At 71.5% G+C, this 23,464-nt stretch carries 22 protein-coding genes; 5 read left to right on the top strand and 17 right to left on the bottom strand.

The genetic code is table 11. The features are described from left to right. Positions 1 to 52 precede the first annotated feature (52 nt). Positions 53 to 1,312 (bottom strand): aminotransferase class I/II-fold pyridoxal phosphate-dependent enzyme, encoded by a 1,260-nt coding sequence (locus BJ969_RS05795; RefSeq protein WP_184477822.1) that lies wholly within the window; start codon positions 1,310 to 1,312, stop codon positions 53 to 55. Between the two features lie 196 nt (positions 1,313 to 1,508). On the opposite strand from BJ969_RS05795, the gene BJ969_RS05790 reads away from it, so the two are divergent. From BJ969_RS05790 to BJ969_RS05780, 3 genes are all read left to right on the top strand, one after another. Next, a complete protein-coding gene (locus tag BJ969_RS05790; protein ID WP_343071247.1) occupies positions 1,509 to 3,077 on the top strand; it encodes a peptide deformylase in 1,569 nt (522 codons plus the stop codon). Between the two features lie 487 nt (positions 3,078 to 3,564). Beyond that, complete coding sequence (locus tag BJ969_RS05785) at positions 3,565 to 4,758, top strand: alpha/beta hydrolase (RefSeq protein WP_184477821.1); 1,194 nt, start codon at positions 3,565 to 3,567, stop codon at positions 4,756 to 4,758. Positions 4,759 to 4,854: 96 nt separating this feature from the next. Then, complete coding sequence (locus tag BJ969_RS05780; RefSeq protein ID WP_184477820.1) at positions 4,855 to 5,424, top strand: VOC family protein; 570 nt, start codon at positions 4,855 to 4,857, stop codon at positions 5,422 to 5,424. A 221-nt stretch (positions 5,425 to 5,645) separates the two neighbouring features. On the opposite strand, the gene BJ969_RS05775 is transcribed toward BJ969_RS05780, so the two are convergent. The 8 genes from BJ969_RS05775 to BJ969_RS05740 form a co-directional block, all read right to left on the bottom strand. Continuing rightward, on the bottom strand, positions 5,646 to 6,698 hold the full coding sequence (locus BJ969_RS05775; protein WP_221316195.1) for a saccharopine dehydrogenase family protein: 1,053 nt from the start codon (positions 6,696 to 6,698) through the stop codon (positions 5,646 to 5,648). Positions 6,699 to 7,023: 325 nt separating this feature from the next. Further along, positions 7,024 to 7,602 (bottom strand): TMEM165/GDT1 family protein, encoded by a 579-nt coding sequence (locus tag BJ969_RS05770; protein ID WP_343071246.1) that lies wholly within the window; start codon positions 7,600 to 7,602, stop codon positions 7,024 to 7,026. 378 nt (positions 7,603 to 7,980) lie between these two features. After that, entirely contained in the window at positions 7,981 to 8,853 is an 873-nt protein-coding gene (locus BJ969_RS05765) for an SAM-dependent methyltransferase (RefSeq protein WP_184477818.1), read from the bottom strand. A 165-nt stretch (positions 8,854 to 9,018) separates the two neighbouring features. Next, a complete protein-coding gene (locus tag BJ969_RS05760; RefSeq protein WP_281398294.1) occupies positions 9,019 to 9,798 on the bottom strand; it encodes a putative hydro-lyase in 780 nt (259 codons plus the stop codon). 7 nt (positions 9,799 to 9,805) lie between these two features. After that, positions 9,806 to 10,672, bottom strand: a complete 867-nt coding sequence (locus BJ969_RS05755) for a 5-oxoprolinase subunit C family protein (RefSeq protein WP_184477817.1) — start codon at positions 10,670 to 10,672, stop codon at positions 9,806 to 9,808. Beyond that, positions 10,669 to 11,280, bottom strand: coding sequence for a carboxyltransferase domain-containing protein (locus tag BJ969_RS05750; RefSeq protein WP_184484854.1), 612 nt, complete (start codon positions 11,278 to 11,280; stop codon positions 10,669 to 10,671). The genes BJ969_RS05755 and BJ969_RS05750 overlap by 4 nt, the downstream gene beginning before the upstream one ends. 5 nt (positions 11,281 to 11,285) lie before the next feature. Further along, entirely contained in the window at positions 11,286 to 12,050 is a 765-nt protein-coding gene (locus BJ969_RS05745) for a LamB/YcsF family protein (protein WP_343071689.1), read from the bottom strand. Positions 12,051 to 12,076: 26 nt separating this feature from the next. Next, complete coding sequence (locus BJ969_RS05740) at positions 12,077 to 13,285, bottom strand: NRAMP family divalent metal transporter (protein ID WP_184477815.1); 1,209 nt, start codon at positions 13,283 to 13,285, stop codon at positions 12,077 to 12,079. A gap of 310 nt (positions 13,286 to 13,595) precedes the next feature. Here BJ969_RS05740 and BJ969_RS05735 point away from each other — a divergent pair, with 310 nt between their 5' ends. Then, complete coding sequence (locus tag BJ969_RS05735; protein WP_184477814.1) at positions 13,596 to 14,318, top strand: GntR family transcriptional regulator; 723 nt, start codon at positions 13,596 to 13,598, stop codon at positions 14,316 to 14,318. A gap of 296 nt (positions 14,319 to 14,614) precedes the next feature. Here BJ969_RS05735 and BJ969_RS05730 read toward each other — a convergent pair whose 3' ends face one another. The 7 genes from BJ969_RS05730 to BJ969_RS05700 all read right to left on the bottom strand — a co-directional run bounded on the left by BJ969_RS05730 (position 14,615) and on the right by BJ969_RS05700 (position 22,414). Then, positions 14,615 to 15,421, bottom strand: coding sequence for an ABC transporter permease (locus tag BJ969_RS05730; RefSeq protein ID WP_184477813.1), 807 nt, complete (start codon positions 15,419 to 15,421; stop codon positions 14,615 to 14,617). Beyond that, the gene (locus tag BJ969_RS05725) at positions 15,418 to 16,353 is read right to left on the bottom strand and encodes an ABC transporter ATP-binding protein (protein ID WP_184477812.1); all 936 of its coding nucleotides are present in this window, start codon (positions 16,351 to 16,353) and stop codon (positions 15,418 to 15,420) included. The genes BJ969_RS05730 and BJ969_RS05725 overlap by 4 nt, the downstream gene beginning before the upstream one ends. Positions 16,354 to 16,463: 110 nt before the next feature. Next, on the bottom strand, positions 16,464 to 17,306 hold the full coding sequence (gene mshB / locus BJ969_RS05720; RefSeq protein ID WP_184477811.1) for an N-acetyl-1-D-myo-inositol-2-amino-2-deoxy-alpha-D-glucopyranoside deacetylase: 843 nt from the start codon (positions 17,304 to 17,306) through the stop codon (positions 16,464 to 16,466). A gap of 110 nt (positions 17,307 to 17,416) precedes the next feature. Next, entirely contained in the window at positions 17,417 to 18,409 is a 993-nt protein-coding gene (locus BJ969_RS05715; RefSeq protein ID WP_184477810.1) for a DUF3048 domain-containing protein, read from the bottom strand. 416 nt (positions 18,410 to 18,825) lie between these two features. After that, positions 18,826 to 20,904 (bottom strand): xanthine dehydrogenase family protein molybdopterin-binding subunit, encoded by a 2,079-nt coding sequence (locus BJ969_RS05710; protein ID WP_184477809.1) that lies wholly within the window; start codon positions 20,902 to 20,904, stop codon positions 18,826 to 18,828. Beyond that, positions 20,901 to 21,884 carry an FAD binding domain-containing protein gene (locus tag BJ969_RS05705; RefSeq protein ID WP_184477808.1) on the bottom strand — a complete coding sequence of 328 codons (984 nt, stop codon included), beginning with the start codon at positions 21,882 to 21,884 and terminating at the stop codon, positions 20,901 to 20,903. The genes BJ969_RS05710 and BJ969_RS05705 overlap by 4 nt, the downstream gene beginning before the upstream one ends. After that, complete coding sequence (locus BJ969_RS05700; protein ID WP_184477807.1) at positions 21,881 to 22,414, bottom strand: 2Fe-2S iron-sulfur cluster-binding protein; 534 nt, start codon at positions 22,412 to 22,414, stop codon at positions 21,881 to 21,883. Before BJ969_RS05700 ends, BJ969_RS05705 begins: the two co-directional genes overlap by 4 nt. A gap of 85 nt (positions 22,415 to 22,499) precedes the next feature. Here BJ969_RS05700 and BJ969_RS30765 point away from each other — a divergent pair, with 85 nt between their 5' ends. Next, positions 22,500 to 23,147, top strand: coding sequence for a very short patch repair endonuclease (locus BJ969_RS30765; RefSeq protein WP_343071245.1), 648 nt, complete (start codon positions 22,500 to 22,502; stop codon positions 23,145 to 23,147). A gap of 39 nt (positions 23,148 to 23,186) precedes the next feature. Here the strand turns inward: BJ969_RS30765 and BJ969_RS05690 are convergent, their stop codons facing one another. Then, positions 23,187 to 23,438 (bottom strand): WhiB family transcriptional regulator, encoded by a 252-nt coding sequence (locus BJ969_RS05690; protein ID WP_184484850.1) that lies wholly within the window; start codon positions 23,436 to 23,438, stop codon positions 23,187 to 23,189. Positions 23,439 to 23,464 lie beyond the last annotated feature (26 nt).

Genomic DNA, 23,464 nt, shown 5'->3' with positions numbered 1-23,464 from the left:
GGGTGCCTCAGTCCCCCGCGAAACGACGGAGATCGTCCGCAGCGGATGGTCGTCACGGGTCGGGGCCGATGAGGGTGCGGTGGTGCGTGATGACCTTGCGGAAGGCGCGGACATAGCCCTCCACCAACTCCGGATCGTCGTGCGGGACGGTGATGGTGAGCGTGTTGCGGTGCCTGCGCTCCGACCTCGGGTACTGCCCGGCGCGATAGCGCGGCCACCCCTCCGGCAGGTTCGGGAACAACCGGTTCGGCGCGTCGAACAGCGGGTGCTCGTTGAGCGGCCGGGGCGCCCGCGGGTGGTCGACCTCCAAGCACCCCTCCGCTCGCAACGCCGCGATCAGCGCGTCCACCGGCAACCCGCCCAAGTCCTCCGGCCGGTGCAGCAGCGCCAGTGCGTACCAGGCCGGCGCCGAACGCGCGGGCACCTCCGGCACGCTGATGCCGGGCAACCCGCGCAGCTCCGAGATCATGTGCGCGGCCAGCTGCCGTCGCCCGCCCAGCCGCCGGTCCAGCTCGTTGAGCTGCCCCAGCGCCAGCGCCGCCGCCAGCGGATGCATCCGGTGCGCCAACCCGGTGCCGGTGACGACGTAGCGCCGCAGCGGGTGGTCGATCGGGATCTCGCTGCGGCACCGGCCGCCGTCCTGGCTGTGCAGCAGCACCCGGTAGTACAAGTCGTCGTCATCGGTGAGCACGAATCCGCCCTCGCCCGCCGACAACGGCTTCGCCCCGCCCATGCTGAACGCGGCGATGTGCCCGAACGTGCCGACCCGGCGCCCGCCCACCGCCGCGCCGTGCGCGTGCGAACCGTCCTCCACCAAGCGGATCCCGTGCCGCTCGGCGATGTCCGCGAGCGCCTCCACCCGCGCGGGCACACCCCACAGGTGCGTGACCACGATGGCCTTGGTGAACGGCGTGATCGCCGCCTCCACCTGCAGCGGATCGATGTTGCCGAGCTCGTCGCAGTCCACCAGCACCGGCTTCGCCCGCAGGTGGAACAGCGGCGTCGCGGTCGGATGCGCGGTGTAGGCGGGCACGATCACCTCGTCCCCGTCGGTGAGCCCGAGCGCGGAGTACGCCGAATGCAGCGCCGCCGTGCCCGAAGACGTGACCACCGCGCGGCGCACGCCGAAGAACTCCGCGAGCCGGCTCTCCAGCTCCGCGACGATGCCGGTGCGCCCCGGCACGGACACCGCGCTGTAGAGCTGCGCGGTGACCGCGACCGCGGTGTTGATGTCGACCGGCGGCCAGGGGACCTGCGGGGCGGCGGAGCGCACCACAGGTGGGCCGCCGTGAATCGCCAAGGGGCTGCTCACGTGATCAGATCCTTCGGTTCCGCACCGCGCGAACGCGGCCGGAGGACGTGAGATTGTTGTGCGCGCGAAGACTTCGGAGGACATTTTTCGCTCAGCTACCCGCCATCTGTGTGAAACGTGTTGTCGGCGTCCGGGAACCTCCGTTCAAGGGGACCGCGGCGAGGGGGTGTGTGCGTAGGCTGAGCGCCTGCTCACGGTGAGCTCACGCACACGCACGCCGGACGCGATGGGGATGGTGGCCATGACCGGCCAGGCGAAGGCCGACCTGGACGCGACACCGGAACAGGACGTGTTCGTCGCCGAATTCCGGCGATGGCGCGACGTTCGCGGCCTGTCCAGATCAGCGCTGGCCCGCGGCATGGGCTACAGCCGGTCGTACGTGTCGAAGGTCGAAAGCGGCGGTGAGCACGCGTCACGCGAATTCGCCCAAGCCGCCGACAGCGCCCTCAACGCCGGTGGATCGCTGCGCCGGGCCTGGCGGGAGCAGAACACCGTTCCCGCGCCGCGCAAACCCAGCCCACCGCAGCACGCCGCGCCGGCCACCGAACCCGCGGGCGGGCTCGTCGTCGAGCACGATCACGCGGAACTGTTCTACGTCAACGGTTCCTACCGCGCCACCATGCGGCGACATCTGGTCAACAACGGCACCGAGCCGATCACCCGCTACCTGATCCGCATCTCGGTGGACCGCTTCCCCGGCGACCCCGAACGTTCCAACCGGCTCTACCGGGACAACCCGTTGACCTGGGAGGAGATCGACCTCCAAGCGTGGCACGGGGAGAAGCGCGAAGAACCGATGCGCTGGAGCGTGCAGCACGACCGGGACGCCTTCAAGGAAGTGTGGCTGCTGTTCGCCAACGACTCCGGCCGATTCCCGCTGTACCCGGGCGAAAGCGCCTGGATCGAATACACCTACACCGTCAGCGACGACAAGTGGGGCCACTGGTTCCGCCGCGCGGTGCGGCTGCCCACGCAGCGGTTATCGGTCACGTTGAACTTCCCGACGGAACTGGACCCGGCGGTGTGGGGACTGCACACCTCGATGACCGCCGAATCGATGCCGTTCCACACCGCCATCGAAACCCGGCACGAACAGGACCGCACGATCTACGCGTGGTCGACCGAAGACCCACCGCTGCACGCCCGGTACCGGCTGGAATGGCACTTCCGCAACGACTCGCCGACCGCTCCGTCCGGGCCGCCGAAGCCGAGCGAGACCATGACGGCGCTGGGCATCGTGCAGGACGGCGACCCGATGCTGCGGCGCTCGGCCCGCCCGTTCACGCTGCCCGACGAAGCCGAAGACGCCCGGCGCGTGATCAACGAGCTGCACTCGGCGACGCAGCGCATCTCGAAAGCGCACACCTTCGGCAAGGGCATGGGCATCGCAGCGCCGCAGATCGGCATCGAACGGGCCGCCGCCATCGTGCGCCCACCCGGCAGCGACGACCTGATCACGCTGCTGAACCCGCGGATCATCGAAGCGGGCGAACAGGGCGACGAGCAGTACGAAGGCTGCCTGAGCTTCTTCGACGTGCGCTGCCTCGTGCCGCGCCCCGTGGTGGTGCACGTGGAACACCAGGACATCACCGGGGAACGGCGCATCACCATCTTCGAACGCGGCGTCGCGCGGCTCGTGGCGCACGAAGTCGACCACCTCTACGGCGTGCTGTGCCGCGACCACCTGGCGCCGGACGTCACCCCGATCCCAGTGGAACAGTACAGAGGCACCGGCTCTGGTTGGCATTATCCTTCGGAGTCCTGAGCCGGTCGTTTTGCTTGGGGGGCGGGTGGCGGAACCTCAGCCGGCCTGTCGCTGCGGGATCTTTTTCCCAAGTGGCTCCGCCACGAGGGAAAAAGCTGTCCTCGCGACAGACCGGCTGAGAACCCGCGGGTGGGCCACTTTTCGACGTGGGCTATGTGCTTCGCACATACAGGCACGGCTACGCCGCAAGGCGGGCTTGCTTCGCAGCCCACGGCACGGCTTCGCCGCGAGGCACGGCCTTCGGCCGCAGGAGTTGGCGTGTGGGGCATGAGGGCGCGAGCAATCCGATGGCTACTCTCCGTGGTTTTTTGTCGCTCGAAATGGGGCTTTATCAAGATCAACGCACGTTTCCGCACGTATATTCGGGTAGTGTGCGGGTCTGTCGCTTGGTCCATCTCACCTGGTGCGAGACCATCGGCGCACAGGCTCAGGAAACCGGATTTCCCCTGCCATACCGGAAAGAGACCCTGAGTCGACGGAGGCGGCCATGTTCACCTTTCCCGTGCATCCCGCGGAACTGTTCACCGAGCGCGCCCGGCAGTTCCAGAGCTGGGGAGTGTCACCGAGCGTGATCGCCCGCGTCCGCGATCGGATCGACGACATGTGGGGCCACGGCCGCACCGGCTGGGTCCCGGTGTGGGCGGAAGAGGCCCGGCGCGCGGAATCCGAGCACGACTGGGCGCACGCCGCCGCGTGCTGGGGCGCCGCCCGGTTCCCGTGCCTGGCCACCGCGGATCGCCGGGAGGCCTACGCCCGCCAGCTGGAATGCTTCGGCCACGCCTCGGCTGGCCTGCCCGTCACGTTCCGCCGCTACGCCCTCGACGTCCCGTACCGCCGGCACAGCACCCGCGTCACCGCGCACGTCTACCGCCGCCCCCGAGCCGTCAGCGACCAGTTGCTGCTGCTGTGCGGCGGAGTGGACACCTGGAAGGTGGAGCTGCACCGGATGGCGCTGCTGATCTCCCTGATCAGCGGGCTCACCGTCGCCGCCGTCGACATGCCCGGCACCGGCGAATCACGAGTCCCGCTGGCCGCGGACTCGGACCTGCTGCTGGCCGCGACCGCCCGGCAGCTCGCCGACCGGACGCGGTGTTCGAAGACCGCGCTGCTCGGCCTGAGCTTCGGCGGGCACTGGGCCGCGAAGCTAGCGCTCACCGGCCGGGTCGACGCCGCCATCGACTTCGGCGGCCCCATCGGGGCGAACGGCACGGCGGTCGACGTGCTGGGCCTGCCGCACGGGATGGCCGGGGTCATCGGCAACGCGCTCGACCTGCCCGCGCTGCCGGACCGGGCCGACGCCGACCGGTTCTCGCTGGAGTTCTCGCTGCGCAGGCAAGGACTGCTGAGCTCGACCTCGGCGGCACCGCTGCTGGCGATCAACGGCACCGGCGATCCGTACGTGCCGCTGCGGGACACCATCGCGCTGGCCGACCGCCCCGCCGCCGAGGTGTGGCTGGTGCCGGGCACCGGGCACTGCGCGCGGGAACGGCTGCCGCGCGTGCTGCCGCCCGCGATCGGCTGGCTGCTCGCGGAGCTCTCGCCCAGGTCCGTCCGCCGCCAGCTGATCTCCCGCGCGCTGCGCGCCTCGCTCGGCGAGACCGTCACCGGGCCCCGCCACGTCGCCGGGGAGCACGAGCACACCGAGGCGCCCGGCGCACGGATGCTGACCGCCCGTCCCTGAGCCGCCCGGGGCATCGCGGGGCAGCTCCGGTGCTCGCGGCATGGAGTGCGCGAACGCGGATGCGGCCCGTTCGGCGGCGGCCTAACCTCCGAGCTCATGACCGGAACGGGGTTCACCGTCGAATTCGCCACCGCACGCCCCCTGCTGCTGGCGCGGTGGTGGGCGCAGGTGCTCGACTGGACCGTCGACACCAGCGCCGCCGATCCGGTGGTGCGGCCCGCAGGACCCGGAATTCCGCTGCTGTTCGCCGGTGCCGCGCGGGAGAAGTCCGGGAAGAACGGCGTCCACCTCGACCTGCGCAGCGAATCGCACGACCACGAGCGGACCATGCTGCTGCGGCTGTTCAACGCGGGCGCGCGCTTCGCCGACATCGGGCAGGGCGAGGACGTGCCGTGGGTCGTGATGACCGACCCCGACGGCAACGAGCTCTGTCTGCTGGAACCCCGGAAGTCCGATGTGGACACCGGAGCGGTGCATTCGGTGGTGATCGACTCCGCCGACCCCGAGCGCGACGCGCGGCGGTGGACCGGGACCACGTCGCTGATCGTCGTGCACCGCGAACCGCACCTGGTCGCGCTGCACTCGCCCGACCGCAGCGGCCCCTACCTGGAATTCCTCAGCGCCACCGGCCCCGGCACCACCCTCCGCGTCCTCCCCCACCCATGACGACTGCAAGCGGGAAGCGATCGGAGTGAACGGACCGTTCACCCAACCGCATTGGACGAACGAGCCGTTCACCCACAACCCGGCCCCGCCCGCGATTCACGAGTGAACGGACCGCTTGCCCAACGGGATTGGACGAACAGGCCGTTCACTCCGGCCCGAGGCACCTCATCAGGAGTGAACGGACCGCTTGCCCAACGGAATTGGACGAACGGGCCGTTCGCTCAACCGCTGATCCGGCCCGGTTCGATGAGGCGGACTCCGTGCAGGCGGCGGACGAAGTCGGCGCCGAAGGCGGTGGACGGGGTGTGCGCGCCCGGGCGGGTGCCGCCCGTCAGCAGGCCGCCGACGGAGCGCAGCACCGCGTCCACCGTGAACTCGTAGGTGTCGGGCCCGATCAGCGCCGCCGTCACCGAGCGGCCGGCGTCGTCGGTCGCCTCCGCGAAGACCTCCACCCAACTCCGCGCCCGCTGCGCCGATCCGGGCCCGCCGACCAGCGAACCGATCACGGCCTTGCCGACGCGCTGCGCGACGGGCCGCCCCAGCACCGCCCTGCCGAGCGCGGTCGCCGTCGGCCCCAAGCGGTGCAGTCCCGGCAGCCGGGTGAAGGTGGTGATGTTCGGGATGCCGGTGCTGCGGTAGGCCGTGCTGACATCGCCCCACGGCAACGAGGACACCCGGTGGTGCCCGGACGGGAACGGCACGTCCCGGTGCCGCCAGCCCATCGGAACCGTGCGCAGCACTCCGTCGACGCGAGCCCGCCCGCCGAGCGCGGCGCCCTCCAGCGCGCTCTTCACCGTGCCGCCGCTGATCCCGCCGCTGGCCTGGAACGCCAGATCGAGGTTCGTGGCGCCCGGCAAGGCGGTGGCGACCATCGCGGCCAGGCAGTCGGTCGGCACCACGTCGAATCCCGCGCCGGGCAGCAGCACCACCCCCGCGTCGACGGCGTCCCCGTGCCGGGCGAACACGGACTCGAACACGTCGATCTCGCCGGTGATGTCCACGTAGTGCGTTCCCGACGCCAGGCAGGCCGCCACCATCGGCGTCGAAGTCGCCGAAAACGGTCCGGCGCAGTGCGCCACCAGGTCGACGTCCGCCAGCGCCGCCGCGGCGGCGGCCTCCGCGCGCACGTCGAACACCCGGTACGGCAGGCCCAGCGGAGTCGCGACGCGCGCGAGCTTCGCGGGGTCGCGCCCGGCGAGCACCGGCCGCTGCCCCCGGTCGAGGGCGCGTTCCGCGATGAGCCGCCCCGTGTACCCGGTGGCGCCGTAGATCATCCAGGTCACGAGAACCTCCGAACCGTCATTGCCCGTACAACGAGAACCCGCCACCCCCGTCACGGGTTGCCTTGCGGCCCCGATCCGTCCGCAACCCACACCCACCGAAGCGGGTGAACGGACCGTTCGCCCAACGGCGTTGGACGAACGGTCCGCTCACTACCGCCACGCGCAGCCGCCGCGCAGGGCGAGTTCGGAGTGAACGGACCGTTCGTCCAACGGGATTGGACAAGCGGTCCGTTCACTTCGTCCCGCCGTGCGAAATGCGGACGGCCCGCTCGGTCCGGCGGGGAGCCGGTGGAGCGGGCCGTCACGTCAGGTGCGGTCAGAGGAGGCCGAGGGTCGATTCGACGATCAGCCAGCCGCCGAAGACGGCGAACAGCGCGGCGGCGCCGTAGCGGATGAAGCGCTCCGGCAGGTGCTTGCCCAGCAGCAGGCCGACGCCGATGGCGAGCGCGTCCGCGAGCACCATGCCGACGGTCGACCCGATCCAGGTGCCCAGCCAGTCGTGCTGCGAGGCGAGGGTGACCGTGGCGAGCATCGTCTTGTCGCCGAGCTCGGCGAGGAAGAACGCGAGCGTCACCGCGATCACGGCGGAGCGGGCGGTGCGACCGGCCTTGCTCTTCTCGGCGTCGGTGAGGTGGTCACCGCGCAGCGTCCACGCGGCGAAGCCGAGGAAGGCGATACCGGCGACCAGGCCGATCCACTCGGTGGGCAGCAGCGCGCCCATGCCGAATCCGAGGGCGACCGAGGCGGCGTGCACGACGGTGGTGGCGAGCGTGATGCCCAGCAGCACCTGCCAGGCGCGGTAGCGGGTGGCGAAGGTCATCGCCATCAACTGGGACTTGTCGCCGAGTTCGGCCACGAAGATCGCCGCGGAACTGACGGCGAAACCGGTCAACACGGTACGAACACCTCTTCCCTGCTTGGACCAGGGCGCGTCACGCCTCCGATCCGACGTGTCTCGGATCGAAGGTCTCGCCCGCCTGCGCATCGAGAGGCTCCGCGACCGGGCGTGCGTCATTGCCGCCAGTATGTCGATCGCGAATTGAGGGCTACTCCCCTTCTGCCGAATAGATTACCCGCCGCACCGGAACAATCAACCCGTCAACTCGAAATCGAGAACACGAATTCGACCGAACCACTCGGCCAAACAATTTTTTCGGCGCGCCGCAAATTATTGTTCCGAATTCCTGGTTCGACATTTCCCAGCGGGACGATCAGCACCCCCACCAGGTGTTTCACCGCGCGGGAAGGGCCGTCTCCGGCGTCCGGAACCGCGTCAACGGCGGACGAGGTGCAATGCGGTCGGAACAGGCCGGGACACCAGCATTCCCACCGCCGAGCAGGTGTCCACCTCGAGCGGATCGTGCGCGCCGACGGTCGGCTCACCCAGTTCCGGGCGCCACAGCGCCGTGCGCAGCAGCCCCGGTTCGGCCAGTTCGTAACCGTTGAACACGGTGTGGAAGTCGTCGGGCGAACGCCAGATCGGCCGCCGCCCGATCCGCTCCGCCACGTCACCGAACCCGCGGACCTGCTCGGCCGTGGCGGTGACCACCGACAGGTGCGAGCAGACCAGGGCGCTGCCCACCGAGCACGCGTCCCGGTACGCCGCGACCACCCCGGAGAGCTCGTCGTCCTCGGTGATGAACGGCAGCGCCGCCATCGCCAGCACCGCAACCGGGCGGGTGAAGTCCAGCAGCCCCGTCACGCCCGGCGCGGTCAGCACGCTGGCCGGTTCGCACAGGTCGGCCTCGGTGACCGTCACCCCGCGCACCCCGTGCAGCTGCGCCTCGGCCAGCCGCACCGTGAACGGGTCGGCGTCGACGTAGGCGATCTTCGCCGTCGGATCCACCCGCTGGGCGGTGCCGTGCACGTCGCCGACCGTGGGCAGTCCCGTTCCCAGGTCGAGGAACTGGTCGATGCCGCGTTCGGCGAGGTAGCGCACCGCGCGGCTCAGGAAGGCGTGGATGACCTGGATGTGCTCGGCGATGTTCGGCAGCACCGGCTTCATGTCCTCGGCGAGCCTGCGGTCGAGCTCGAAATGGCTCGTCCCGCCCAGCAGGTAGTCGAAGACGCGCGCCATCGAGGGCTGCTCCGGCTGCCCCAGGCCCGCCAGCCGTCGTCGCCCGTCCGTGTCGGACGAAGTTCCCATCGCACACCCCCAGGTTCGCGAATTCCCCCAGCCTAGATCGTCGGGGCTCGCCTCGACAGGTGATCGGCCCAGGTGCGGGAGGTCACTCCGCGCAGCGGGAACAGGAGGCGCGGTCGGGCCCGTTGCACGGTCCGGTGCTCCCCCGCTCCTCTCCTCGGGCGGGGGTCACGGCACCAGGTGGTCGCTGTCGCGCGCGTCGGTGACGGCCATGTGGCCGGGGGCGTGCCCGATCGCGAGCGCCGGCCGGGACCGCATCACCGCCGCCTGCGGAGTCACCCCGCACGCCCAGAACACCGGGACCTCCCCCGGCCGGATCGACACCGGTTCCCCGAAGTCCGGTGCATCCAGGTCCCGGATCCCGAGTTCGGCCGGCGACCCGATGTGCACCGGCGCGCCGTGCACCGCGGGGTAGCGGGAGGTCACCCGCACCGCGGTGGCCACCTGGTCGGCGGGCATCGGGCGCATCGACACCACCAGCGGCCCGGCCAGCGCGCCCGCCGGGCGGCACTCGCGGTTCGTCCGGTACATGGGCACGTTGCGGCCCTGCTCGACGTGCCGCACCGGGACGCCCGCTTCGAGCAGCGCGGCCTCGAAGGTGAAGCTGCACCCGATGAGGAACGACACCAGGTCGTCGCGCCACAGGTCGGTGACCTCGCCGCGCTCCTCGACGAGCTCGCCGTGCCGGTAGATCCGGTAGGCGGGCAGGTCGGTGCGCAGGTCCCCGGCGAAGATCGACGCCGCCGTCTCGCCCGGTTCGGTCACGTCCAGCACCGGGCAGGACCGCGGGTTGCGCTGCGCGAACAGCAGGAAGTCGTAGGCGTCCGCGCGCGGCAACGTCAACAGGTTCGCCTGCGTCCACCCCGAGCTGTAGCCCGCCGTCGGCGTCCGGAGACCCGCGCGGAACGCGGCCCTGGCCTGCTCGGGTGTCATCGTCGCGGGCTGCATCTCGCGCTCACCTCTTCGCTGGGGTCACTTGACGGAATCGCACGCGCTGCCCCGGCCGGGCCTGCGCGGCCCGGTCCACGTCGGCGGCGAGCACCACCGCGATCACCGGGTACCCGCCGGTGACGGGGTGGTCGGCGAGGAACAGCGTCGGCCGCCCCGACGGCGGCACCTGCAGGGAACCGAGCGCCATGCCTTCGCTGGGCAGTTCCTCGGTGCGCGCCCTCGGCAGTGCGGGCCCGTCCAGGCGCACGCCCACCCGGTTGAGGTCGGCGCTGGCCGCGAACGCCTCCCCCAGCAGCGCGCTGACGGCCTGCTCGGTGAACCAGTCCGCGCGCGGCCCCAGCACGACCGAGAGCTCCAGGTCTCCGTCGCGCACGGGACGGACCGGGGCCTGGTCGACGACCGGGAACTCCGCGGGCGGCGGCCCGACCGGCAGCCGGGTGCCCGCGGTGAGCTGCGGCGGACCGAGCCCGGAGAGCACGTCGGTGGCGCGGGAACCGAGCACCGGCTCCACGTCGATCCCGCCGCGCACCGCCACGTACCCGCGCAGGCCGCGCGCCGGGGCACCGAGCCGCAGCGACGCTCCGGCGCGGACCCGCAGCACGGTGTTCACCGGTTCCGCTCGGCCGTCCACCGTCAGCGGGGAGTCGGCACCGGTCACCGCCACCGTCACGTCCCGGTCGGGACGCAGCAGCAGTCCACCGAAGGTGGTCTCGATCGCGGCCGCGCCCTCCGCGTTGCCGACGAGGCGGTTCGCCAGCCGCAGCGAGCTCCGATCGGCCGCGCCGGAGACGCCGACCCCGATGCCCGCGTGCCCGCTGCGGCCCAGGTCCTGCACGGTCGCCAGCGGACCGGGCTGCACGATCTCGATCATGAGACTTCCTCGAACCGGACGCGCACGCCGGGCCGCAGCAGCGCGGGCGGCTCCCGGTCGGTGCGCCAGATCTCCAAGTGGGTGCGGCCGATGAGCTGCCAGCCGCCCGGCGACTCCCGCGGGTAGACGCCGCTGAACTCCCCGGCCAGCCCCACCGCGCCCGCGGGCACTCGGGTCCGCGACTCGCCGCGCCGCGGCACGGCCAGCTTCGGCGAGCCACCGGTGAGGTAGCCGAAACCGGGGGCGAACCCGCCGAAGGCGACCGTCCACGGGTGCTCGGTGTGCTCGTGCACGACCTCCCGCTCCGTGAGCCCCGTCAGCTTCGCGACCTCGGCGAGGTCCGCGCCGTCGTAGACCACGGGTACCCGCAGCAGCCCGCCGTCGTCACCGCGCCGCTCGCCGACGCGGACTTCGCGCACCGCCCGTTCGACGGCCGCCGGATCCGCGCGGTCCGGGTCCAGCCGCAGCAGCAGCGTGCGGGCCGCGGGCACCAGGTCGAGCACGCCGTCCGGGGTGGAATCCCGCAGCTCGCCGTGCAGCGCCTGCACCGCGGGCAGGTCGGCCAGCTCCACGAGCAGCGCCGAATCGGCGCAGCGCAGCACCCGCACCTCGCTCACCTCGACCGGTCCGGTGCGAACGGGGCGAGCTCGACGCCGTCGGCCCGCAGCCGGTCCCGCACGGTCTCGGCGATCCGCACCGCTCCGGGGCTGTCGCCGTGCACGCAGATCGACTCGGCCGACACCGCGATCTCGGTGCCGTCGACGGCGTCGATCGGCTCGCCGCGCGCGATGCGCAGGCACCGCCGCGCGATCAGCTCCGGGTCGTGCAGCACGGCACCGGGTTCGCGGCGGGACACCAGGGTCGCCTCCGGGGTGTAGGCGCGGTCTGCGAACGCCTCCCGGAACACCCGCAGGCCCGCGTCGGCGGCCTGCGCGAGCCACGTCGAACCGGGCAGGCCGAGCACCGCGAGCGCCGGGTCGTAGGCGCGCACCGCTTCGACCACCGCCGCGGCCTGCGCCTCGTCGCGCACGATCGCGTTGTAGAGCGCGCCGTGCGGTTTCACGTAGGTCACCGCGGTGCCCTCCACGCGGGCGATGCCGTCGAGCGCGGCCAGCTGGTACAGCACCTCGTCGGTGAGTTCGCGCGGCGGCACGTCGATGAACCTGCGGCCGAACCCGGCGAGGTCCCGGTAGCCGACCTGGGCACCCACCGCGACCGTCCGCGCCGCCGCCTCCGCGCAGGCCCGGCGGATCACGCCGGGGTCTCCGGCGTGGAAACCGCACGCCACGTTCGCACTGGTCACCACGCCCAGCAGCGCGCTGTCGTCGCCGAGTTCCCACCGGCCGAAGCCCTCGGCGAGATCCGAGTTCAGGTCGATCCGCACGTCCCCTCCATTCCTGCCGATCACTGCCACAGCTGCGCGATGGCGCTCAGCGAGTTCACCCCGAAGTACAGCGACAGCAGCCAGGCGAGCACGCCGATCACCAGCAGCCAGCGCGGGTAGCGGTACCCGCCCAGCAGATCACTGCGCCGCGCCGCCACCCACAGCAGCACGCCGAACCCGACGGGCAGGATCAGCCCGTTGAGCGCTCCCGCCATCACCAGCAGCGTCGTCGGCGCCTGGTCCAGCACGAGGAACACGGCGGTGGACACCGCGATGAAGCCGACGACCAGCCAGGTCCGGGCCCGCTCCAGGCCTGCGGAGAAGGTCACCAGGAACGACACCGAGGTGTAGGCGGCACCGACGACCGAGGTGATCGCCGCCGCCCACATGATCAGCCCGAAGGCACGGACGCCGATCTCCCCGGCCGCGTGCCCGAACGCCTCGGCGGTCGGGTTGGCGGAGGTGAGCGTCGCGCCACCGGCCACCACACCGAGCACCGCGAGGAACAGCACGGCCCGCATCACGCCGGTGACCAGCAGCGACAGCACCGAGCTGCGGCTGACGTCGACGATCCGCTCCGGTCCGGTCACGCCGGCGTCGACCAGCCGGTGCGCGCCCGCGTAGGTGATGTAGCCACCGACGGTGCCGCCGATGAGCGTGGTGACGGCGAGGAAGTCGACCTGGTCGGGCAGCACGGCCTGGCGCATCGCCTCCCCGACGGGCGGGTCGGACACGATGGCGACGTAGGTGGTGAGCCCGATCATGAGCACGCCCAGCACCACCACGATGCGGTCCATCGCCACACCGGCGCGCTTGCTCAGGAAGATCCCGATGGCCAGCAGCGCGGACAGCGTCCCGCCGATCTTGGCGTCCAGCCCGAACAGGGCGTCGAGCCCGAGCGAGGTGCCGGACACGTTGGCGATGTTGAACACGAGCCCGCCGAACACGACGAGCACGGCCATCGCGTAGCCCAGGCCGGGCAGCACCTTGTTCCCGAGGTCCTGGGCGCGCATGCCGGAGACGCCGATGACGCGCCACACGTTGAGCTGCACGGCGATGTCGATCAGCACGGACAGCACGATGACGAAGGCGAACGCCGCGCCGAGCCGCATGGTGAAGTCGGTGGTCTGGGTGATGAAGCCGGGCCCGATGGCGCTGGTGGCCATCAGGAAGACGGCTCCGATCAGCGCGCCGCGGTGGGCGCCGGTCTTCGTGCTGGTGCCGCTCATGCGTGTCCTTCCGGCCTCCGGTGCGAGCCTCGGGCGCGACTCGCACCCGCGGGCGTGCGCTGGGGTTTCCCCGTGGTCGCCCCCGCCGTGCTCGGCGGTGTCGTCACGATAGGGGTCGTTCAGCGAGGGTTCAATAGTCTGTTCCGACATATCAACGATCCCCATGTAGGACGTTCGATCGTTCAACAATCCCTCGATGCACTCCGCATGGTCTCCCAACTGCGAAAACCGGCGGATTGTCGGACACGCCTACAATCCCGGAGGGCTGGTTACACTTTGGTTTCCGATCACTCCAGTCCTTGGGAGAGGCATGACCAGCGCGCAGTGGGTCGACCGGTTGGCAGCGGACCGGTCCCTGCTCGAACGGACCAGCACCGTCGAGCGGGTCACCGACCTGCTGCGGCAGCGCATCATCCAGGGCGAACTGCCACCCGGCACCCAGCTCTCCGAGGTCAGCGCGAAGGACGCGCTCGGCGTCTCCCGCAACACCCTGCGCGAGGCGTTCCGGCTGCTCGGGCACGAGCGCCTGCTGGTGCACGAGATGCACAAGGGCGTCTCGGTGCGCAAACCCACCAGCGCCGACGTGACCGACCTCTACCGGCTGCGGCGGATCATCGAGGTGGGCGCCGTGCGCAACGCCGCCACCACGAAGACCGACCTGGTGCAGGCCGTGGCCCGCGCGGTCCGCGCGGGCGAGCAGGCGAGCGAGGACGGCGACTGGGGCGAGGTCGGCACCGCCAACATGCGCTTCCACGAAGCGCTGGTCGGCCTCGCCGACAGCCCGCGCATCAACGACGCGATGGCCGGTCTGCTGGCCGAACTGCGCCTGGCGTTCCACGTGATGTCCACCGACGACCAGGGCGAACTCGACCCGCGCCGCACCCGCGGCTTCTACGAGTCCTACGTGGAGCGCAACCGCGCCATCGCCGACAAGGTCGCCGAGGGCGAGCTGGAATCGGCCGCCGCCGACCTGGAGGGCTACCTCGCCGACGCGGAGTCCCACCTCATCGAGGCCTACACCGCCCGGGGCTGATCGCCCGACCGGAAGGCCCCCTTCCGCCGGGCAAGATCATCGTCACCGTGCCGACCGTGGCGAGGCGCTACGACTTCGCACTCAGCGGCAAGGACGACTTCATCCCTGTCTTGTCAGCGGCGAAGCCGCTGAGCAGTGACCACCAAAGCAGGCCGACCACCGGCGGGTTCTCAGCGTTCTTCTCGCGAGGACGGCTTTTCCCTCGTGGCGGAGCCACTAGGGAAAAAGATCCCGCAGCGAGAAGAACGCTGAGGTTCCGCCACCCGACCCCGGAGCAAAACGACCACCACCGGCAGTCAGTCGATCAGGCGGCGGCGCATTGTTGTGTAGGCGAGCACCCACATCAGTCCGGCGAACAGCGCCAGCGCGCCCACGTGCAGCAGGTCGATGCCGGGGCGCAGGCCGAACGCGGCGTGCCGGACGAGCTCCACGCAGTGGTAGAGCGGGTTGAACGCCGCCACCGCGCTCGCCCAGCCGGGCAGCTGGTCGATGGGGAAGAACGTGCCGGCCACCAGGAACAGCGGCGTGATCACGGCGCTCACGATGTAGTTGAACGAGTCGATCGAGGGCACCACCGCCGAACACCAGATGCCGAACAGCGCGAACCCGAGCCCCGTGATCAATCCGATCAGCGGCACCAGCAGCATGCCCGGCGCCGGGTCCAGCCCGAACACCATCGCCACGAACAGCGGAGCGCAGCCGTACACGCCCGACTTGGTGGCGATCCACAGCGCTTCGGCGGCGACGAGTTCGTGCACGTCCACGGGCGCGGCGAGCATCGCGTCGTAGGAGTGCTGGAACTTGCGCCGCACGAACGTGGTGAACATCCCGGCGAACGCGCTGGTGAACAGCACCGAGGTCGCCACCACGCCGGTGCCGAGGAACTCGATGTACGGCAGCCCGCGGATGGTGGCGATCAGCGATCCGAGCCCGAAGCCGAACGCCAGCAGGTAGATCGTCGGTTCCACCACCGAGGAGAACGTGCTCGACAGCCAGTACCGCCGGAACAGGGTCAGTTCCCGCCGCCACACCCCGGCGAACGCGGCCAGTTCAAACCGCCGCAGCCGTTCGGGCGCGTGGCCCGCGATCCGCGCGTCCGTCATTCCACGGCCTCCCCGGTGAGCGAGACGAACACGTCTTCCAGGTTGCTGACCCGGTGGTGCCCGGTGCCGAGCCGCCGGGCCGTCACCTCGGGCATGCCTTCGGCTCGCAGCACCGACACGGCCGGACCGGTGCGGCGCGTCGTCAGGCCCGCTTCGAGGGCGATCGCTTCGACTTCGGCGAGCCTGCCCGGCGGGCCGTAGTACTCGACGACGTCCTGCCCGGCGTGCTCGGCGCGCAGGTCGTCGGGGGTGCCGCTGGCGATGACCCGGCCGCCGGACATCACCGCGACGGCGTCGGCGAGCCGCTCCGCCTCCTCGATGTAGTGCGTGGACATCAGCACGGTGACGCCGTCGGCGCGCAACGCGTCGATCAGCGCCCACAGCTCCTGGCGGACCTGCGGGTCGAGGCCGACGGTGGGTTCGTCGAGCAGCACGATCCGCGGCGAGTGCACCAGGCCGCGGGCGATCAGCAGCCGGCGCCGCATGCCGCCGGAGAGCTCATCGGTCTTCGTATCGGCCCGCTTGCGCAGCTGCGCGAGGTCCAGCGCCCGCTCCACCGCTTCGGCCCGACCGGCCCGCGGCACCCGGTACAGGTGGGCGAAGACCTCCAGGTTCTGCCGGGCGGTGAGCTCCTCGTCGAGGTTGTCCAGCTGCGGCACCACGCCCATCGCGGTGCGCGCCCGCTTCGATTCGCGCGGCACGCGGAAGCCGAGCACTTCGATCTCACCGGCATCGGCCCGCGTCTGCGCGGTGATCAGGCGCATCGTGGTGGACTTGCCCGCGCCGTTCGGTCCCAGCAGCCCCAGGCACGTCCCGGCGGTCACGGTGAGGTCGAGCCCGTCGACGGCGGTGATCTCGCCGTAGCGCTTCACCACACCGCGCAGCGACAGCGCGGACGCCGTCACGGTCTCGACCCGCTCCCGTGTCGTCATGCACCTACCCCCAGGTGGTCGACAGGACTCCGCCAACCGTACTTGCTGACCGGCCTGATCAGGCCGGACGAGACAACGGCCCGTTCCCCGGTACGGGCCCGCCCCGGCCCTCAGCCGAGTCCGGCGAAGAGGTCCTCCTCCGCTCCGTTCGGCCCGCCGCCGGGGCCGCGCACGCCGCGCACGAGCAGGTAGTGCTCGGTCGCGAACTCGGGGCGCCGCACCAGCTGGGCGAAGAAGCCGTCGTCGTCCACGTCGACCTGGCTGCGGTAGTGGCGCAGCGCCGCGATCTTCGCCTCGTGGTGGGCGGCGCCGTCGAGCACCGCCGTGATGTCGGCGTCCGGGACGGTGTTCGGCTTGAAGTCGTCGAACCCGGCCTCCTGCATCCGCGTGATGAAGGATTCGGGCAGCACGGTCCAGTAGGTCTTCGGCACGTCCCAGGCCGCGCCGAGCTCCGGGGCGAACTCCGGGTCGGCCGCCGGTTCGAGCGCGTCCATCAGCGCCCGGTGCGCGGCGATGTGGTCGGGGTGGCCGTAGCCGCCGAAGTCGTCGTAGGTGATCACGACGTGCGGCCGTTCGGCGCGCAGCAGCTCCACCATCTCGCGGGTGACCTCGGCCGGGTCGGCCGCGGCGAACACGCCTGCCGAGGAGTTGCTCTCCAACCCCGCCATGCCGCTGTCGCGCCACCGGCCGGGGCCGCCCAGCCAGTGGTGGCGGACGTCGCCGAACTCGCCGAGCGCGGCTTTGATCTCCCCCCGGCGGTGCTCCCCGAGCGCGTCCGGGGAGCCGCGCAGGTGCGCGAGCTCCTCGGAGACGACCTCACCGAGCTCTCCGCTGGTGCACGTCACCAGGCTCACGGTGGCGCCTTCGGCGGTGTACCGGGCCATGGTGGCGCCGGTGGCGGTGGCTTCGTCGTCGGGGTGGGCATGCACGAGTAGCAAGCGGCGGTCGCTCATGCTTTCGAGCCTAGCCAACGCCCCCGACAACGCGGCGGGCTTCCCGGATCGGCGCGAGCAGTTGCGCCGTGCGCAGGACGTCGAGCCGCCACTCGGCCCTGGCGGTCACCTCACAACCGGTCGTTCAGCGCGACCCACACCGGTCCCGGCGCGAACGGCAGCGGTGCACCGGAGGGCGTCGTGTAGCTGGTGCCGACGTCCGGGCCGGGCCGGGACCAGCGGGCCTCGAACGCCTTCCCGTCGCGCAGCACCACGGCCCGGCCGGACCCCACCGTCTCCGCGTGCGGCGAGACGCTGCCCGCGCTGTCGCTCAGCGCGGAGTCGCGGACGCGCACCTCCTGCAGCACCACGGTCCCCGCGCCGAGCCGTCCGCTGTCGGTGGCCGCCGCCGGCTCGCCGTCCATCGACACCAGCCACCGCTGCTGCTCCGGCGACCAGGTGAAACCGGTGGAGGCCGCCAGGTAGTCGACCTGCGCGGACTCCCGCGGCACGCCGCCCGCCGGGGCCGGGCCGAACACCAGCGGCGCCTTCGGCGACCAGGCCGCTCCCGCCGGGACCTCGCCGGGACGGACGAACAGGTTGTGCGGGACCGGGCGGTCACCACCGCGGAAGAACGCGCCGGGCAGCTGCTCGGGGCGCACCGGATCCACGGCAGCCGAGTCGAGCTTCGGCAGCAGTTCCGGGGCCGCACCGGAGAACACCAGCGTGGGCCTGCCGAACTGGGACAGCAGTTCCAGGTCCGTCTCCCGCGCGCTGCGCACCGGCCCCACCACCGGCGGGCGCTTCGCGCCGAACACCGCGACGAGCCTGCTCAGCCCGCCTTCCACGGGTTCCACGACGACCACGTCCGCCGAGCCGATGCCGGTCGGCGGTCGCGCCTCCGGCACGTTGTCGATCTTCACCGCGAGCACCGGCGGGGCGCTGCTCGGCGCTCCGGCGGCGGGTGCCTCCGCGGTCGGTTCCGGGGGTGGCGCGGCGCCCTGGGGTTCGTCCGGGGCTCGCTGGGTCCGGGCCGGTTGGCAGGCGAGACCCCCTGCCAGCACGGTCGCCAACACCGCGAGCAGCACCGCCGCCCGCACCAGAACTCCTCGGAATCGCACCATGGCCCACCCCTCACTCGGAGCCCCAGAGTGCCCCCTCTTTCGGGTGACAGGCAAGGCCCGCAAGCCCCTGACCAGGTGTTGTTCTTGGGCGAGCCTCTCCGAGGGTCACGACCAACCCCCACGACCAGACCAGTAGCGAGACCAGCACTCCCCCACCCCGGACAGCAGTGAACGGACCGTTCGACCAACAGCATCGGGCCAACGGTCCGTTCACTCCGAACCACACCACCGCCGCACGAGCCCAGGAACAAGTGAACGGACCGTTCGACCAACGAGATCGGGCCAACGGTCCGTTCACCACGACACAGGCAGCCGCACCGTCGGCCCGGGAATGAGTGAACGGACCGTTCGTCCAAGCAGATTGGACGAACGGTCCGTTCACTCGATCCCCTCAGCCCGCGGCGGGGGCGCTGCGGTCAGCCGGGGAGGAGCTTGTCCGGTGTGATCGGCAGGTCCCGCACCCGGATGCCCGTGGCGTGGTGCACCGCGTTCGCGATCGCCGCGGGCGAACCCACGATCCCGATCTCCCCGACGCCGCGGCTGCCCATCGGGTTCGAGTGCGGATCCTGCTCGTCGAGCCAGATCGCCTCGATGTCGGCGACGTCCGCGTGCGCCGCGATGTGGTACTGCGCGAAGTCGTGGTTGATCACGTGCCCGAACTGCGGGTCGAGCACGCTGTGCTCGTGCAGCGCCATGGACAGGCCCATGGTCATGCCGCCGATCAGCTGCGAGCGCGCCAGCCGCGGGTTGACGATCCGCCCCGCCGAGAACACCCCGAGCATCCGCGGCACCCGCACCTCGCCGGTGTCGGCGTTGACCCGCACCTCGGCGAAGTGCGCGCCGAACGAGTGCATCGAGTACCGCTGCGCGTCGGGGTTGTCGGGCATCGCTGCGTCGGCTTCGTCGCCGTCGTCCGGGTCGGTTCCGAACTTCTCCCGGAACCGCCGCGCCGCCTCGACCACCGTCGCGCCCCACGACCCCAGCCCCGACGAGCCGCCCGCGACGGTGGCGTAGGGCAGGTCGGTGTCGCCGATCTCCAACCGCACGTCGTCCACGGGGCAGTCCAGGGCGTCGGCCGCGATCTGGCTCAGCGCCGTCCAGGTGCCGGTGCCGATGTCGGCGGCCCCGATGCGCACCTCGTACCGCCCGTCGTGGCGGCGGATCGCGGCGGTCGAGCCGGGCATCGCGTGGCGCGGGTAGGTGGCGCTGGCGACTCCCGTCCCGACCAGCCAGTCCCCGTCGCGCCGGGACCTCGGGGCGGGGTCGCGCTCGGCCCACCCGAACCGCTCGGCGCCTTCCCGCAGGCATTCCGCGAGGTGGCGGCCCGAGAACGGCAGACCGGTCGCCTGATCGACGGCCGGTTCGTTGCGGGAGCGCAGGTCGATGGGGTCGAGTCCGCACGCTTCGGCGAGTTCGTCAATGGCGACCTCGGTGGCGAACATGCCGGGCGCCTCCCCGGGTGCGCGCATCCAGAACGGGACCGGCACGTCCAACGCGGCGAGCCGGTGGGTGGTGCGCCGGTTCGGCGCCGCGTACATCGTTCGGGTGCCGACCGCGGTCTGCTCGGCGAATTCCTGCACCGTCGAGGTCTGCTCGATCACGTCGTGGGTCACCACCGACAACGTGCCGCCGCGGTCCGCGCCGAGCCGCACCCGCTGGATGGTGGGCGTGCGGTAGCCGACGAGCGCGAACATCTGCTGCCGCGTCAACGCCAGCTTCACCGGCCGCCCTCCCGCGACCTGGGCCGCGAGCGCGGCGAGGATGTTGTGCGCGTGCGCGGTGCCCTTCGACCCGAAGCCGCCGCCGACGTGCGGGGCGACCACGCGGATCCGCTTCGGCTTCAACCCGAGCACCGGCGCGATCCGCGACCGCATCACGTGCACCCCTTGCGTCGAGTCGTGCAACGTGAGGACGCCGTTGCTCCACGTCGCCATGGTCGCGTGCGGTTCCATCGGGTTGTTGTGCTCCATCGGGGTCGTGTAGGTCTGCTCGACCACGACCTCCGGCCGGGCGGCGTCGACGTCGCCATCGACGGTCTCCGCCGGGAAGGACGGGTTCACCACGTCCGGCGCGTAGAGCGCCTCGTGGTTCTCCCGCAACACCACGTCGTGCCGTTCCTGCTGGTACTCGACGCGGACCAGTCCCGCGGCGTGCCGCGCGATCTCCGGTGTCTCCGCGAGCACCGCGCCGATCAGCTGACCGCGGAACGCGATCTCCGGCGACTGCAGCACCCACAGCTCCGGGTCCGAATCGGTCGCCAGCCGAGGCGCGTTCTCATGCGTGAGCACCGCCGCGACCCCGTCGAGGTCCTCCGCCGCGTGAGCGTCGATGTACTTCACCCGGCCACGTGCGATCTCCGACTGCAACGGGTGCACGTACAGCGGCGCGCTCGCCGGATGCTCGAACGCGTACGGCGCGGTCCCGGTGACCTTCGCCCACCCGTCCCGCCGTTCCAGCGGCGTCCCCATGGCCCGAGGTCGCAGCAAGCCGGTCATCGCGTGCCTCCCGTCAGCTGCCGCAGCACCGCGACCAGCGCATTGCGCGCCATCGGCACTTTGAACGCGTTGCCGGTCAACGGGGACGCGGTCGCCAGCTCGGCCTCCGCCGCCTCCCGGAACGCGTCGTCGCCGGCGACCGCTCCGCGCAGCGCCTCCTCGGCCCGAACGGCCCGCCACGGCTTGTGCGCGACCCCGCCCAGCGCGATCCGCGCCTCCCGAACCGCACCGCCGTCGAGGCCGACGACGGCGGCCACCGACACCAGCGCGAACGCGTACGTCGCCCGCTCCCGCACCTTCCGGTAAGCCGACCGCGGCGCCGCTCCCGGCAGGTCCACCGCCGTGATCAACTCGCCGTGCCGCAGCACCGTGTCCCGCTCCGGTTCTTCGCCCGGCAACCGGTGGAACTCCGCGACGGGGATGGTGCGCTCACCGTCCTCGCCCTGCACCCGCACCACCGCGTCCAGCGCGACCATCGCCACCGCCATATCGGAGGGATGCGTGGCCACGCACTGCTGCGAAGCCCCCAGGATCGCGGCGTCCCGATGGTGCCCGCCGATCGCCGAGCACCCCGCCCCCGGCAGCCGCTTGTTGCACGGCGTCGTCACGTCCTGGAAGTACGGGCACCGGGTGCGCTGCAGCAGGTTCCCGCCGGTCGTCGCGACGTTGCGCAACTGTCCCGACGCACCCGCCAGCAACGCCTGCGCCAGCACCGGGAACCGCTCGCGGACCAGCGGATGCGCCGCGAGGTCGCTGTTGCGCACCGCCGCACCCACCCGAATCCCGCCGTCCGGCAGCTCCCGCACCTCGTCCAGCGGCAACCGGGACACGTCCACCAGCAGCTCCGGCGCGCTCACCCCCAGCTTCAGGTGATCCACCAGGTTCGTCCCCCCGGCGAGGAACATCGCGCGCGGATTGCCCGCCACCGCCGCCACGGCTCCCGCCGCGTCGGTGGCCCGCTCGTAGTCGAAGGGGTTCATCGCGCTCCCTCCCCGGTTCGACGCGCCGCGTGCGCGGGCCGCTGCTCGGCGACCTCCCGGATCGCGGCCACGATGTTCACGTAGGCCCCGCACCGGCACAGGTTCCCGCCCATCCGCTCCCGGATCTCGTCGTCGCCGAGCCCGTCGACGTCCGCCGCGACGTCCTCGGTCACGTGGCTCGGCCATCCCTGAGCGGCTTCGTCGAGCATCCCCACCGCGGAGCAGACCTGCCCCGGCGTGCAATACCCGCACTGGAACCCGTCGTGCTCCACGAACGCCCGCGCGATCGGGTGCTCCCCCAACCCCTCGGCCGTCGTGATCTCGGCCCCGTCGCACTGCACGGCGAGCGACAGGCACGTCAGGACCCGCCGCCCGTCCACCAGCGCGGTGCACGCCCCGCACTGGCCGTGGTCGCACCCCTTCTTGACCGAGACGACCCCCAGGTACTCCCGCAACGCGTCCAGCACCGTCACCCGAGGCTCCACCGCCAGCACGAACAGCTCCCCGTCCACCGTCCACGTGATCTCCATGCCTGGTGCTCCCCTCTTGGACCAGTACTCGACAGGGTGAGCGCCAACCGAGTGGCCCGCTCGCCGCAGCGGTGACGGTGGCGGCGTGTTCGACAGTCCTGGCCGCACGTTCGAGGTCGCCCGTCAGGGCGGCGACCGGACCGTCATCGAAACCGGTCGCATCTCCGAATCCCGCGGAATCCGCAGGAGATTCCACTCCGGGACAGGACGATCACCCGTGGACTTCCGAGGGTCGTGTTCGAGTTCGAATCGCCGGCGTACGGTGTCGGCCATGGCTTCCCAACGGCCATCGGGGGCGTCCAGCGAAGGCGTGCGCAAGAGCATGCGGGCCAACAAGGGACGCGACACGAAACCGGAACTCGCCCTGCGCAGGGCGGTGCACGCGTTGGGATTGCGCTACCGGGTCTCCACTCGACCGCTCTCGGCGGTGCGCCGAACAGCGGATATGACGTTCTCGCGGGCGAAGGTCGCCGTGTTCCTCGATGGATGCTTCTGGCACGGTTGCCCCGAGCACCACACCAAGTCGGCGACGAACTCCGAGTACTGGGCCGAGAAAGTGCACCGGAACCGGGAACGCGATCGCGAGACCGACCGCTTGTTACGGGATTCGGGCTGGTCGGTCATTCGAATCTGGGAACACGAGGATCCGACGTCCAGCGCCCTCGCGATCGAACGCGAGGTCAGATCGAGGACCCCGGCGCGACGGAACCGACGGCCCGCGTCGTCGCCATGACGAACCGACAACGGATCGCAGTCCACGAAAGACCTCGCCTCACGCCGCGCGGGTTCGGGATTCTGCTCGGAGTTCGCGGCGTTCTGTTTCGTTGAGGCCGCCCCAGATCCCTGCGGTTTCGGCTCGTTCCAGGGCATAGCGCAGGCAGTCCTCGCGCACCTCGCAGGACGCGCAGATGCGTTTCGCCAGCCGGGCGGACTGCCCCTTCTCCGGGAAGAAGGCTTCGGGGTCCGTTTGGGCGCACAGCGCCGATCGGTGCCAGTCGGGCACTTCCACTCGCCCCGGAATCATCGCGTCGATGAGCCGCACGTTTCGGC

Origin of the sequence: Saccharopolyspora gloriosae (assembly GCF_014203325.1) — a bacterium.
Taxonomy (GTDB): domain Bacteria; phylum Actinomycetota; class Actinomycetes; order Mycobacteriales; family Pseudonocardiaceae; genus Saccharopolyspora_C; species Saccharopolyspora_C gloriosae.
This window is presented reverse-complemented; position numbering and strand designations above follow the sequence as displayed.